The organism is Actinokineospora spheciospongiae (assembly GCF_003182415.1).
GTDB lineage: Bacteria > Actinomycetota > Actinomycetes > Mycobacteriales > Pseudonocardiaceae > Actinokineospora > Actinokineospora spheciospongiae.
In genome coordinates, this window is record NZ_QHCP01000008.1 from 195,852 (window position 1) to 209,344 (window position 13,493).

8 protein-coding genes are annotated in these 13,493 nt (G+C 75.0%); 7 read left to right on the forward strand and 1 reads right to left on the reverse strand.

The genetic code is table 11. From position 1 onward, the window contains the following. Nucleotides 1–27: 27 nt before the first annotated feature. From DFQ13_RS21815 to DFQ13_RS21845, 7 genes are all read left to right on the forward strand, one after another. Nucleotides 28–1,677 (forward strand): serine/threonine-protein kinase, encoded by a 1,650-nt coding sequence (locus tag DFQ13_RS21815; protein ID WP_110081143.1) that lies wholly within the window; start codon nt 28–30, stop codon nt 1,675–1,677. A 169-nt stretch (nt 1,678–1,846) separates the two neighbouring features. Continuing rightward, nucleotides 1,847–2,290, forward strand: a complete 444-nt coding sequence (locus DFQ13_RS21820; protein ID WP_035288142.1) for a helix-turn-helix domain-containing protein — start codon at nt 1,847–1,849, stop codon at nt 2,288–2,290. A 29-nt stretch (nt 2,291–2,319) separates the two neighbouring features. Further along, nucleotides 2,320–2,826, forward strand: a complete 507-nt coding sequence (locus DFQ13_RS21825) for a hypothetical protein (protein WP_035288144.1) — start codon at nt 2,320–2,322, stop codon at nt 2,824–2,826. 3 nt (nt 2,827–2,829) lie between these two features. After that, nucleotides 2,830–3,969 carry an MAB_1171c family putative transporter gene (locus DFQ13_RS21830; RefSeq protein WP_110081144.1) on the forward strand — a complete coding sequence of 380 codons (1,140 nt, stop codon included), beginning with the start codon at nt 2,830–2,832 and terminating at the stop codon, nt 3,967–3,969. Then, nucleotides 3,966–5,066 (forward strand): serine hydrolase domain-containing protein, encoded by a 1,101-nt coding sequence (locus tag DFQ13_RS21835; protein ID WP_110081145.1) that lies wholly within the window; start codon nt 3,966–3,968, stop codon nt 5,064–5,066. The genes DFQ13_RS21830 and DFQ13_RS21835 overlap by 4 nt, the downstream gene beginning before the upstream one ends. 118 nt (nt 5,067–5,184) lie before the next feature. Then, nucleotides 5,185–5,592: a hypothetical protein gene (locus DFQ13_RS21840; RefSeq protein ID WP_146241322.1), complete on the forward strand. Its 408-nt coding sequence runs from the start codon at nt 5,185–5,187 to the stop codon at nt 5,590–5,592. A 243-nt stretch (nt 5,593–5,835) separates the two neighbouring features. Further along, complete coding sequence (locus DFQ13_RS21845) at nt 5,836–11,622, forward strand: ExeM/NucH family extracellular endonuclease (protein ID WP_233438519.1); 5,787 nt, start codon at nt 5,836–5,838, stop codon at nt 11,620–11,622. Between the two features lie 72 nt (nt 11,623–11,694). Here the strand turns inward: DFQ13_RS21845 and DFQ13_RS21850 are convergent, their stop codons facing one another. Next, the gene (locus tag DFQ13_RS21850) at nt 11,695–12,519 is read right to left on the reverse strand and encodes a TIGR04222 domain-containing membrane protein (protein WP_110081147.1); all 825 of its coding nucleotides are present in this window, start codon (nt 12,517–12,519) and stop codon (nt 11,695–11,697) included. Nucleotides 12,520–13,493: the final 974 nt, after the last annotated feature.

Consider the following 13,493-nt stretch of genomic DNA (forward strand, 5'->3'; position numbering starts at 1 on the left):
GCCCGCGCGCCACCCAGGGGGAGCTTGATGGACAGGCTGTTGACCGGCCCGGTGCCCGACCGGACGCCGGTCGCCGAGGTCGACGGCACCACCGCGGCCGGTGCGGCGGTCACCGTCCTGGTGGTCACCGCCGCCCTCGACGCGGGGGTGCGGCGGGTGCTGCGCGCCGAGGCCGCCGGGTTGGCCCGGCGGTTGGCCGCGGTGGACCGCCGCCTCGTGGCGCCGCTGCTCGACCACGGTGCCGACGCCGAGGGGCGGCCCTGCCTGGTGCTGCCGCGCCGGGGCCGCCCGCTGGGGGCCGCCGGGCCGGTGTCCGCCGCCGCGGTGGCCGAGGCGGCCGGGGTGTACGGCGCGGGGCTCGCCGCGTTGGCCGACGCGGGGATCGCCGGGCCGGTGCCCGCGCTGTTCAAGTCCGATGTGGACGGCGTGGGCGGTGTTCGGCTCGGTACGCCGGTGCCGCCCGCGCTGGCGTCGCTGGCCGGGTTCGACGGCGGGCACACCCCGCCAGAGGTGCTTGACGGCGGGGCGTGGACCGCGGCGGCGCAGGTGTTCGGCTGCGCCTCGCGGCTCTGGGCGCTGCTCACCGGCCGCCCGCCCTACCTGGCCACCTCGACCGGCGCACCCCCCGACTTCCCGCGCGGTCTGGCCCCGGCCGCCGCGGTGACCGCGTTGCGGGCGGGCCTGGACACCGACCCGGCCCGGCGGCCCCGCACCGTCCGCGCGTTCACCGCCGCCGTCGTCGCAGGCCTGGTCGAACCCGTGCGCCCGGCCGCGACCGCGGTGTCCACACCGGACCGGGTGTTCGGCGGCTACCTGCTCGGCGAACCGATCGGCCGGGGCGCCACCGGAACCGTGCACGCGGGCACGCGGTGCGCCGACGGCGCCGCGGTGGCGGTGCGGTTGCTGCGCGCCGAATTTAGCCGCGACCCGGACCGGGTCCGCTCCACCACCGCCGCCGTCACCGGCCTCGACCACCCGAACCTGGTGCGCGTGCACGAGGTCCTGGTCGACCGGGGGCGGGTCGGTGTCGTCATGGACCTGGTCGACGGGGGGAGCCTGCGCGGGGTCCTCGACCGGGGGCCGCTGCCGCTGGGGGAGGCCGCCGCGCTGCTCGCGCAGACCGCCGCGGGCCTCGCCGCCGGGCACGCCGCGGGGGTGGTGCACGGGGACCTCAAACCGGAGAACGTGCTGCTCACCGGCCCGGAATCGGCGCGCACCGCGCTGCTGGGCGACTTCGGGCTGGCCACCGGCCTGGTCCGCACCCCGGACGTGGCCGCCCCGGAGGTCCGCCGCGGCGACCGGCCGGGCACCGCGGCGGACGTGTACGCGCTGGGCGCCACCGCCTACGAGGTGCTCGTGGGTCAACCGCCGACCGCCGCGCCCGGCCCGGCCCGCCCGGACGGCATGGCGGGCTCGGTGTGGGAACTGGTCGCGTCCTGCCTGCACGAGCACCCCGAGCACCGGCCGACCGCCCGGGAGGCCACCCGCCGCTGGGCCGCCTACACCGACCGCGCCGCGCTGGTCGACGTCCCGCTGCCGCGTCGGGCGTCCGACCCGGTGGAGCGACCGCGCCGCCCGCCACCCGCCGCCCCGGCCGCTCCGGTTCCGCGTGAGTCGGCGCCGCCTGGGCGGCGCCTGCCCCTGGCGGCCTGGTTGCGGTGGTGGCGTTCGCGCTGAACCGGACAGCGCCTGCGGTGAACCGATTCCCCGTGGTCACGCGGACCCCCAGCACCGCGTGACCCCTGTAAACCTCAGTGCACACTAACAGCGCCGCACGACCCTGGCAACTAAAGTTGCCATGTGCGATGCTTCTGACAGGCCGACGACGAGCGGACGGGAGCGCCGAATGGCCGAGCACGAGCCTGCCGCCCACTCCCTGGCGGGCAAGCTGCGCCACCTGGTGGCCGCGATCCCCGCCCCGGGCGGGCACCGGTACTCCGCCCGCGAGATCGCCGACGAGATCAACCGGCGCCGCGGCGAGAAGGCGATCTCGCACACCTACGTGGCCAACCTGCTGGCGGGCCGCAGCACCAACCCCACCCTGCAGGCGGTCGGCCTGCTGGCGGAGCTGTTCGGGGTGCCCGCCGCCTACTTCCTCGACGACGAGGTCACCCACCGCATCGACGGTGAGCTGGAGCTGATCGCCGCGCTGCGGCAGGCGGGCGTCGAGCGGGTGGCCACCAGGATGGCGGGGCTGTCCGAGGACGGCCTGCGCTCGCTGGCGCAGGTCGTGGAGCAGATCCGAGCGGTCGAGCGGGGGGACCCGGGGGCAGCCGGTCCGGCAGACTGAGCACGGGGACGGGTCCGGGGGAGGACGGCATGAAGGGCGCGAGCCTGCGCAGGTGGTGCCGGAAGCGGCTGCGTGAACTCGGCCTCGACCGGCCGTTCACCCTCACCGAGCTGTGCGAACACCTCGGCGAGCGGCGCGGCAGACCGATCCGGCTGATGGCGGTCGACCTGCCCGCCGACGCGCCGTGCGGGCTGTGGATCGGCACCGCCGCGGTCGACTACATCTGCTACCAGGGCAAGACCAGCGCCCTGCACCGCGAGCACATCGTGCTGCACGAACTCGGCCACATGATCGTGCACGACACCGGCACCGGCGGGACCGGCGCCGACAGCGCCTGGCTGCTCAGGCTGGCCCCGCACCTGGACCCGGGGACGGTGCGGCGGGTCTACGCCCGCGACTGCGGCGAATCGGACGAGGAGCGCCAGGCGGAGATGATCGCCACCCTGCTCAGGGGCACCTGCCGCCGCCCGGCCGCCCCGCCGTCACCCGGCGTGCTGGGCGGGTTGGAAACCCAGCTCGGCTTCCGGAACGACTGAGCCGTGGTCACCTGGTTGGAGCCCTTCGGCATCGCGGTGCTGTGGCTCGTCGCCTTCCTGCGCGTCCCGAGGTCGGTCCGCCACCGGCGCCAGCGCGGCATCACCGGGGTCTGCTTCGCCATCGCGCTGACCATGACCATCTACCGGCAGCCGGTCCTGGACCTGCTGATGGCGGTCATCCCCAGCGGCCGCGCCATCGACCTGGTCCGGCACGCGCTCTCGATCTCCGCGGGGGCGTTCGTCCTGCACGTCATCCTCGCCGCCACCGACCGCGCGCGGCACCTGGGGCCGCTGGTCGGGACCACCGCGCTGGTCGTGGCGGTGCTGCTCGCGCTCGACGCCACCGCCCCCGCGCACACCCGCTCCGGCATCACCACGCCGCAGATGCCGATGGCCTACTGGGTGCTCTTCTTCGGCTTCAAGCTCGTCGCCAACACGCTGTGCGCCTACCTGTGCTGGCGCAGGCAGGCCGAGGCCGAGGACCGGTCGGTGCGCGCGGGTCTGGCCGTGTTCACCCTCGGCATGCTCAGTTGCGACGTGCTGTGGGTGGTCCACCTGGTCTACGCGGCCGTCCGCGACCCGGACCTGCTGCCGCTCATCTCGCCCCTGATGGGCGTGCAGGCCCTGCTGGTCGCCGTGGCGGCCGGGTTGCCGCTGGTCGCGGGTGTGCGCCGGTTCCTCGACGACCACCGCGCCCACCGGCGGCTGCGCCCGCTGTGGCTGTCCCTGGTGACGGCCCTGCCGCACGTCCGCGCCGACAGCCCGCACTCGCGGCTGAGCACCTTCGTCTCCCCGCGGGCCATGTCCCTGGTCCTCTACCGCGTGCTGATCGAGGTCCGCGACGCCATCCTCGCCCTGCGCGACCACGTCCCCGCCGACGTGGGGCAGCGCGTGGTCGAGCGGGTCGACGGCCTCGACGTGCCCGACGCCGACCGCGACGCCTTCGTCATGGCCCTGTGGCTCGACGCGGCGCTGGAGGCCCGGCGGCAGGGCCACGGGGCGCGGGAGGGCCACAGCACCGTCAGCTCCCTCGGCGGGGCCAGTCCGGAGGAGGAACTCGACTTCCTCCTGCGGGTCGCCGAAGCGCGCGATTCCCCGCTGACCGCCGCCACCCGCCCACCCGCACCGGAGCCGCGCCCATGACCCCGATCCACGGCACCTGCCACGAGCGCTTCGCGGGCGTCCGCGACGCCTTCGCCGACCTGTTCGCCGCCCACGGCGAGGTCGGCGCCTGCGCCGCCGTCCACCTCGACGGGGACCTGGTCGTGGACCTCTGGGGCGGTCACACCGACGCGGCGCGGACCACGCCGTGGGCGCACGACACGCTCGTCTGCGTCTGGTCGACCAGCAAGACGGTGACGAACCTGTGCGCCCTGGTCCTGGCCGACCGCGGCGAGCTCGACCTGGACGCGCCGGTGTCGCGCTACTGGCCGGAGTTCGCCGCCGAGGGCAAGGACCGGGTCGAGGTCCGCCACCTCCTGGCGCACACCGCGGGCCTGCCCGACTGGGACACCCCCCTGCGCGTGACCGACCTCTACGACTGGGACAAGGCCACCACCCTGCTCGCCCGCCAAGCCCCCCGCTGGGAACCGGGCACCGCCTCGGGCTACCACGTCACCACCCAGGGCCACCTGGTCGGCGAGGTCATCCGCCGCGTCACCGGCCAGACCGTCGGGGACTTCCTCGCCGCGGAGGTCTCGGGCGCCGACTTCGCCATGTCCCTGCCCGCCTCCCAGGACCACCGGGTGGCCGACTGCATCCCGCCGTCGCAGCCCGCCGCGCCGAAGGCCACGCCCCCGCCGGTCTCCGTCCGCCGCCTGGTGGACCCCGAGGACACCTGGACCCCCGAGTGGCGCCGCGCCGAAGTCCCCGCTGTCGGCGGTTTCGGCAACGCCCGCTCGGTGGCGACGATCCTGTCCACCCTGGCCGGTGCCGACACCGCGCTGCTGTCCGAGGCGGGGCGCGGGCAGGTGTTCCGCAGGCAATCCCACGGCACCGACCTGGTCCTGGGCGTGCCGATCACCTTCGGCATCGGCTACGCCCTCGCGGACCCGCAGTGGGCCATCTCCCCCAACCCGCGCACCTGCTTCTGGGGCGGCCGGGGCGGTTCCCTCGCCGTGGTCGACGCCGACGCCCGCCTGGTCGTCACCTACGCCATGAACCGGATGACCACGACCGGCCTGCGCGACCCCCGGGGCCTGAGCCTGGTCGAGGCCGCCTACCGGGCCCTGGCGACCTGACCGGCGCCCGCCCCGCCGCCGCGGACCTCGGCGGCGGGGTGCCGCGCGGCGGTGCGGGTGGCGGCCTGTGGCGCGGATTCCGGGGTGCGGGCGCGGCGGGTGTGCCAGGGTGGCCGCCATGCGGATCGTGTGCTTCGTCCTCGGCGTGCTGTGCCTGCTCGGCTCGGCCGGATTTGTCGCCCTCGGCACCCTCAACCTCGACGGCGGCGGGAGTTCCAGCCGTCCCGCCACGTCGAACTTCCGGGTGCAGGGGGTGGTCGTCCACGACGAGCCCAACCTGGACGACTTCGGGCCCGCCACGACGCTCGCGGGGGTCCTGGCGGTCGCGGGTGTCGCGTGGATGGTCGGGGCCGTGGCGTTCGCGCCCGGGCGGGCCGCCGCCGCGCCGCAGCAGCAGTGGCAGGCGCCGCAGTACGGGCCGCCGCAGCAGTACCCGCCGTCCGGTCCGGTCCCCCAGCAGGCACCGCCCCAGCAGCAGGCGTACCCGCCGCAGGCCCACGGGCAGCAGCCGCCGCAGTCGGGCTGAACGGGGACCGTACCGGGTACCGGGGGCGTTCGCGGGTACCGGTGTGGGCCGGTCGGCGGAATCCCGGGGAACACCAGGTGACATGCGGGGTGCGGGCGGTGGTTCGCGGTAACGCGGTCCTCGCCGCCCACGACGCCCATGCGGGTGACGCCCGGCCCACTGGCGGCCGGGGGTCGCCGCAGGTCCGGTCCCCCGCCGCTTGGAGCACCTTTGCGACTCCGCAGAACCCGACCACCGAGGCCGTTGACGGTCGCGCTGGTCACCGCCGTCGCGGTCGTACCCTCGATCGCCGTCCTGGCCGCGCACCCCGCGTCCGCCGCCCCCTTCACCCCCGGCGACGTGGTCGTCCTGCGCGTGGGCACCGGTGAGGCCGCCCTCGGCAACACCGCCACCGCCACCTTCCTGGACGAGTACACCGCGACCGGCACCCTGGTCCGGTCCACCCCGCTCCCCACGGCCACCGCCGGTGCGAACCGCCGGGTAACCCTCAGCGGCAGCGCCACCTCCGAGGGCGCCCTGTCCCTCTCCCAGGACGGCCGCCACCTGACCCTCGGCGGCTACGACGCGGCCCCCGGCACTGCGGGTGTCGCGAGCACCACGACCGCCTCGGTGAACCGCGTGGTCGCCCGCGTGGCCGGTGACGGCACCGTGGACAGCTCCACCGCGGTCACCGACGCGTTCAGCGGCAACAACATCCGCGGCGCCACCTCCGCCGACGGCGGCGGGCACTGGGCCGTGGGCGCCAACGGCGGCGTGCGGTACGTCCCGCACGGCGGCGGCGCGACCACCCAGCTCGCCGCCTCCCCCACCAACATCCGCACGGTGACGGCGGCGGGCGGTCAGCTCTTCTTCGCCACCGGCAGCGGCACCACCGGCGTCTACACCCTCGGCGCGGGCCAGCCGACCACCGCGGGGCAGACCGCGACCCTGGTCGCGCCCGCGCCCAGCCCGTACGGGGTCGTCGCGCTCGACCGCGACCCGGCCGTCCCCGGTGTGGACACCCTCTACGTCGCCGACGACTCCGCTGCCCCCGGTGGCGGTGTCCTCAAGTTCTCCTCGGACGGTTCCGCCTGGACCGCGCAGGGTTCGTTCCGCCCGAACGGCAGCGGCGCGCGCGGCATCACCGGGCAGGTGACCCCGTCCGGTGTGACGCTGTTCGCCACCACCAGCACCGGCACCGGCGCCCTGGTCCGGGTCGACGACTCCGCCGCCCCCGCCGCCCCGATCGCGGCCACCGGCACCACGCTGCGCACCGGTGCGGCCAACACCGCCCTGCGCGGGGTCGCGTTCGCCCCGGCGGCGGACACCGCCCCGACCGCGCCGTCGATCACCACGCAGCCAGCCGACGCCACCGCGGGCCCGGGCGGCACCGCGACGTTGACCGTCGCCGCCTCGGGCACCGGTCCGCTGTCCTACCAGTGGTTCCAGGGTTCGGCGGGTGACCAGTCGACCCCGGTGGGCACCGACAGCGCCTCCTTCACCACCCCGCTGCTGACCGCCAGCACCTCCTACTGGGTCCGCGTCAGCGGCCCGGGTGGCACCGCGAACAGCCGCACCGCGAGCGTGACCGTGTCGACGGCGCCGAACACCGCGCCGTCGATCAGCCCGGTCCCGGTGCCCGAGCTGGCCGTGACGATCGGTGACCCGGACAACCCGCCCGCGGTCCGCACGGTCGACGTCGCCGACGCGCAGTCCCCGGCGAACGGCCTGACCACCACCGTGACCAGCGCCGACCCCGCCATCGCCACCGGCGGCACCACCGGCACCGGCGCCACCCGCACGCTGGCGGTCAACCCCGTCGGCGTCGGCCACACCACGCTGACGGTCACCGTCTCCGACGGAGACCTGAGCGCCCAGACCACCTTCCCGGTCTCGGTTTCCGCCGCGCTGCCGGCGGGCACGCACAACCACTACGGCGGCAGCGACGCCAGCACCGCCGTCGACCTCGGTGGCGGCGCCATGGTCGTCGCCGACGACGAGACCAACGTGCTGCGCGTCTACGACCGCGAGCACTCGCGCTACCCGGCTTCCTCGTTCGACGTCCGCGCGGCGGGCTTGGCCCTGCGCGACTCCGACGTCACCCGCGAGATCGACATCGAGGCCGCCGCCCGGCGGGGTGACACCATCTACTGGGTCGGTTCGCAGGGGCAGAACTCCTCGGCCAAGACCCGGCTCAACCGCCAGGAGCTGTTCACCACCACGGTGACCGGCACCGGCACGACGGCCACCCTCGCCCTGGGCGGCAGTTACCAGAAGCTGCGCGACGACCTGATCGCCTGGGACAACGCCAACGGCGCCGCGCTCGGCCTGGCCGCCGCGGCCACCCGCGCCCCCGAGGGCGACGGCTCCGGCCCGACCGGGTTCAACCTGGAGGGCGCCGAGTTCGCCCCGAACGGCGACCTGCTGCTGGCCCTGCGCGGCCCGGTCACCGCCGACGGCAAGGCGGTCGTGGTCCCGCTGACCAACCCGGCGGCGCTCGTCGCGGCCAACCCGACCACCGGCACCGCCGCGACCTTCGGGTCCGCGCTGCGCTGGGACCTCGGCGGCCGGGGCGTGCGGGAGATCCGCAAGAACGCCGCCAACCAGTACCTCGTGATCGCCGGTCCGTCCGACGGCGGAACCGGTGCGGCGGGCGAGTTCAAGCTCTACGGCTGGGACGGCGACGCCACCCACCAGCCGGTGCTCCGCGCGGGCTCGCTCGACGCGGTCGCGGCCACCGGCAAGCCCGAGGCGATCGTCTCGGTGCCGGACTCGCTCACCGACACCTCCACGATCCAGGTGTTGGCCGACTCCGGCGACACGGTGTTCTACGGCGACGGCGTGATCGCCAAGGAGCTGCCGCTCGCGCAGCGCAAGTCGATCAGCGCGACCGTGACCGTGGGCGCCGCCCCGGCCTGCACCGTCCCGGTGGCCACCATCGGCTCCGTGCAGGGCAGCACCGACACCAGCCCGAAGGCGGGCCAGTCGGTGACCGTGCGCGGCACCGTCGTCGCCGACCACGAGGGCGCCAGCCCCGCGCTGCGCGGCTTCCACCTCCAGGACGGCGGCGACGGCGACCCGGCCACCTCGGACGGGATCTTCGTCTTCGACAACGGCGCCGACCTGGTGTCCAACGGCGACGTCGTGGAGGTGAGCGGTCCGATCTCGGAGTTCCAGGGCCAGACGCAGCTCTCCCCGACCGCCGCGAACGTGCGGTCCTGCGGCACCCGGGCGCCGGTCACCCCGACCGACGTCACCCTGCCCCGGGCGAGCGCGGCGGACCTGGAGCCGTACGAGGGCATGCTGGTGCGCCTGCACCAGACCCTGACCGTCACCGAGCACTTCCAGCTCGGCCGGTTCGGGCAGGTCGTGGTCTCCTCCGGCGGCAAGCTGCCGCAGCCGACCTCGATCATCCCCGCCTCCGACGCCGCGGCCGTCGCGGCGCGGCAGAACGCCAACAACCTCAACCGCCTGATCATCGACGACGCCACCCAGGCGCAGAACCCCGACCCAATCGCCTTCGGCCGCGGCGGGCAGCCGCTGTCGGCGGCGAACACCCTGCGCGGCGGCGACACCGTCACCGACGCCGTCGGCGTGCTGACCTACACCTGGGCGGGCAACGCCGCCTCCGGCAACGCCTACCGGCTGCGCCCGATCGGCGCCCTCGGCGGCACGGCCACCTTCGACCCGGTCAACGAGCGGCCCACCAGCCGCCCGGACGTCGGCGCGGGCGCGGTGAAGACGGCGGGCGCGAACCTGCTCAACTTCTTCAACACCTACACCGGCTGCCGCTTCGGCACGGCGGGCGGCCCGGCCGACTGCCGCGGCGCGACCAGCGACACCGAGTACCAGCGCCAGTTGGCCAAGGAGGTCGAGTCGCTGCGCTTCCTCGACGCCGACGTCACCGGCGTCATGGAGATCGAGAACGACGGCTACGGCCCGACCAGCGCCATCCAGGCACTGGTCGACGCCCTCAACGCGGCCGACGGCCCCGGCTCCTGGGCGTTCGTCGACGCCGACGCGGCCACCGGCGTGGTCGACGTGGCGGGCACCGACGCCATCAAGGTCGCGCTGCTCTACCGCCCGGCCCGGGTGACCCCGGTCGCGGGCGCGACGTTCGTCGACCAGAACCCCGTGTTCGAGCGGCGCCCGGTCGCGCAGACGTTCCGGACCCCGGCGGGCGCGCGGTTCACCGTGACGGCGAACCACTTCAAGTCCAAGGGCTCCTGTCCCACCACCGGCCCGGACACCGACCAGGGCGACGGCCAGAGCTGCTGGAACGCCCGGCGCACCCAGCAGGCCAACGAGCTGGCGAACTGGCTCGGCGGCACGGTCGTCCCCGCCGCCGGTGACCCGGACGTGCTCATCGTCGGCGACCTGAACTCCTACGCGGGCGAGGACCCGATCACCGCGCTGGCGGCGGCCGGGTACACCAACCTGGCGAAGGAGTACCAGGGCGAGAACACCTACTCGTACGTGTTCGACGGCCAGTGGGGCTACCTCGACCACGCGCTGTCCTCGGCGTCGCTCACCCCGCAGGTGACCGGCGCGGGGGAGGCCCACCACAACGCGGACGAACCGTCGGTGCTGGACTACAACACCGACTTCAAGACCCCGGGCCAGGTGGCGTCGCTGTACGCGCCGGACCGCTTCCGCACCAGCGACCACGACCCGGTCCTGGTCGGACTGGACCTGGGCACGGCGGCCGAGGTGTCCGGCGCACCGCGGGCGGGCACGGTCGGGGCGCCGTACACGCACGGGTTCACCCTGAGCCGCCCGGCCGCCACGACGGTCTCGGCCGGGTCGCTCCCGCCGGGGCTGTCGCTGACCGAGTCCGGCACCCTGGTCGGCGTGCCGACCGCGGCGGGCGACTTCGCCTTCACCGTGCGCGCCACCAACGCCTACGGCTCGACGGAGTTCGCCACCTCGCTGCACGTCGACCGTGGTGCGGCCACGGTGTCGGTGACGGCCGCACCGTCACCGGTCGCGACCGGTGGTTCGGTGGTACTGACCGCCACGGTGGCAGGCCCGGTTCCGCCCACCGGCACGGTCGCGTTCACCGAGGGCACCACCACCCTCGGCACGGCGGAACTCGTGGACGGCACGGCGTCGATCACCGTCCCGGCCGCGGTGGGCGGGCACCCGGTGACCGCCGCGTACCCGGGCTCCGCCGACCTGCTCCCCGCCACGGGCACCGCCACCTACGACGGCGTGGACCCGGTGGCGCTGTCGGGCACCCTGCCGGACGGCAAGGTCGGCACCGCGTACTCGGCGACCGTCCCGCACACCGGTGGCGAACCGGTGGCGCTGTCGGTCACGGCGGGCACCCTGCCGCCGGGCCTGACCCTGTCCCCGGCCGGTGCCCTGTCCGGCACGCCCACGACCGCGGGCACGCACGCGTTCACGGTGACCGCCACCAACGCGGTGTCGGGCACCAGCCGCGAGTACTCGGTCGTGGTGGCCCCCGCCACGACGACCACCGTGGTCACCTCCTCGGCGAACCCGTCGGTCGTCGGTGCCGCGGTGCGGTTCACCGCCACCGTCTCCGGCGCGACCGGGGGCACCGTCCAGTTCGCGGTGGACGGGCGGGCGTTCGGCAGGCCGGTGCCGGTGGTCGGCGGCAAGGCGGTGTCGGAGCCGATCTCCGCGCTGGGCCTCGGCGCGCACCCGGTGACCGCCGCGTACTCGGGTTCCACACCGAGCACGGGCGCGCTCACCCAGTCCGTGCAGGTCGGCGTGAAGGTGCTGGCCCCGGGCGCCACGGCCCAGGCGGGCGCGGTCGTGCCGATCCGCTTCCAGCTCACCGACGCGTCGGGCAGGCCCCTGCCGCTCACCTCGATCCTGCTGCTGCTCAGCGGCCGGGTCACGGTGTCGGCGTCGGGCGCGCAGTCCCTCGCGGCGGCCCAGCCGGTGTACGACCTGTCCACCAACACGTTCGTGCTGCCGTGGAAGACGGCGAAGAAGCCTGCCGGACCGGTGACCGTGTCGATCAAGGTCACCTTCCCCGGGGTGCCGGACCAGGTGGTCCCGGTGCCGGTCGTGCTGAAGTAGGAAAGGGCTGACGAAGAGGACCCCGGCGCGGACCGCGCCGGGGTCCTCCCTCTTCTGCGACGGCCCGGGAAGTCAGGCCGTGTTGTGGATCAGTTCGTCGGCCAGCCAGTTCAACTCGGTGAGGTCGCGCGCGGACCCCTTCGCCGACGGCCCCCACACCCCGTCGGGCTCGACGTCCTGGATGCTCATCCGCACCAACCGGTCCCCGATCCCGGCGAGCCCACCACCGGCCACCGCGTCGGCCCGCGTGTGCACCACCCGCTCCCGCAACCGCCGCGACACCGCGTGCCCCAGCGCGGTCCTCGGATCGCTCCCGAGCCTGCCGCGCCGCGCGGCCAGCAGGACCACCGGCACCGCGAACAACCCAGCCACCCCCACCGCGGCGAACGTCCCGTCCAGAGCCCGCCTGTCCACAAGGTACAGAACAGCGACCGAGGTGCCGCAGAGCAGAACCGCCCACTGCAGGATCGCCCAGTGCCGCCGCCACCCACCGCCCACCACCAGCCCCCGCTCCTGGAACGTCCGGTACACCACCAGGAACGGCCGCTTCTCCACCAGCACAGCCGCCAACCGCAAACTCGACAACCGCACCCCACGCCCCACCGAGTCCACCACGGCCCGCTCCATCCCCGACAGAGTCCCGCCCCGACCCGCCCGGCTGATCACCCCGCCCCGGGCCCGCAGCACCCCGCGCTCCAACAACCCCACGATCACGGTGTCCACCGCCCGCCGGGGACCGCCGGTGAGCAACCCCACGGAGAACGCGCTCCACTCGTCCCCGGCGGCGATCCGGTCCCCGTGCTGGGCCGCTCGGGAGCGGTCGTGGGCGTGCAGGAGCAGCGGGACGGCGACGACCAGCGCGAACGCTCCCGCCCAGGCCCACCCCAGCCCACCCATGCCCCCAGGCTAGCCGGCGGGGCGGGCGGGATGGAGGTTGATCACCCCGATGGCCGATTCCCTGGTGCTGTGCGCTCCTGGGGCGTTCGGCGAGCTGTGGTGCCCGGGTGGGCTTTGCCGTGTCCGTGTCGCAGAGTGCCGGTCCGGCTGCTCAGCCGTGCCTGTGTCCTGCAAAGCCCGGGGTTTTGTTGTGGGTGTCCGGCTGGGTGGGTGTGCTCGGCCGTGCCTTCGCGAGCCCGGTTGTTTGTGGGTGGTGCCCGGCTGGGTGGATGTGTTTGGCCGGGGCCCCTATGGCGATCATGTGCTCCAGTGTGACCGGGTGGGGCTGGAAAGATGCCCCACCGCCCGGAGAGGCTGTCACATGATCGCCACCCCCGGCCAAACACATCCACCCACCCGGGCAGTCGCGCAGCCGGGCCGCCGGTTCTCGGGGTGGTCGGCTGGCCAGGCACATCCGCCCACCCGGGCATTCGCTCGCCGAGCTGGCGGTTGTTGGGTGGTCGGGTGGCAAGCGCGTCCACCCACCCGGGCGTGTGTTCGCCGGGCCTGCGGTTGCGGGGGTGGTCGACCGACAGGCGCATGCACCCACCCGGGCAGGGGCGTGGCCGGGCTGCCGGTTTCGGGGTGGTTGGTTGGCCAATCGCGTCCGCCCACCCGGGCATGTCCGTGGCCGAGCAGGCGGTTCGTGGGGTGGCCGGGTGGCAAGCGCATCCACCCGCCCAGACGTGTGCTCGCCGGGCTGGCGGTTGCAGGGGTGGCTGGTGGCCAGGCCGGCCATGCTTGGGGTGGTCGGCTGCTGTGCCGCCGAAGTTCGGCGTGACCCCCGGCCACAGCGGACCCGCTGGCACGGCGGCAACCAACTGTCCCACCAACCACCGGCCCGGTCACCAGCCGCATCGAGTCCTGTCAGTGCAGCCGCCGACCGCTTCGGAAACCAGTTGTCTGGCGGGCGGCGGGGTCTGGGCGGTTGGTTG

Bases quoted from the DNA above. Each gene is read 5' to 3' on its own strand.
- DFQ13_RS21815 (WP_110081143.1), top strand. From the start codon at position 28: ATGGACAGGCTGTTGACCGGCCCGGTGCCCGACCGGACGCCGGTCGCC.
- DFQ13_RS21820 (WP_035288142.1), top strand. From the start codon at position 1,847: ATGGCCGAGCACGAGCCTGCCGCCCACTCCCTGGCGGGCAAGCTGCGC.
- DFQ13_RS21825 (WP_035288144.1), top strand. From the start codon at position 2,320: ATGAAGGGCGCGAGCCTGCGCAGGTGGTGCCGGAAGCGGCTGCGTGAA.
- DFQ13_RS21835 (WP_110081145.1), top strand. From the start codon at position 3,966: ATGACCCCGATCCACGGCACCTGCCACGAGCGCTTCGCGGGCGTCCGC.
- DFQ13_RS21840 (WP_146241322.1), top strand. From the start codon at position 5,185: ATGCGGATCGTGTGCTTCGTCCTCGGCGTGCTGTGCCTGCTCGGCTCG.
- DFQ13_RS21850 (WP_110081147.1), bottom strand. From the start codon at position 12,519: ATGGGTGGGCTGGGGTGGGCCTGGGCGGGAGCGTTCGCGCTGGTCGTC.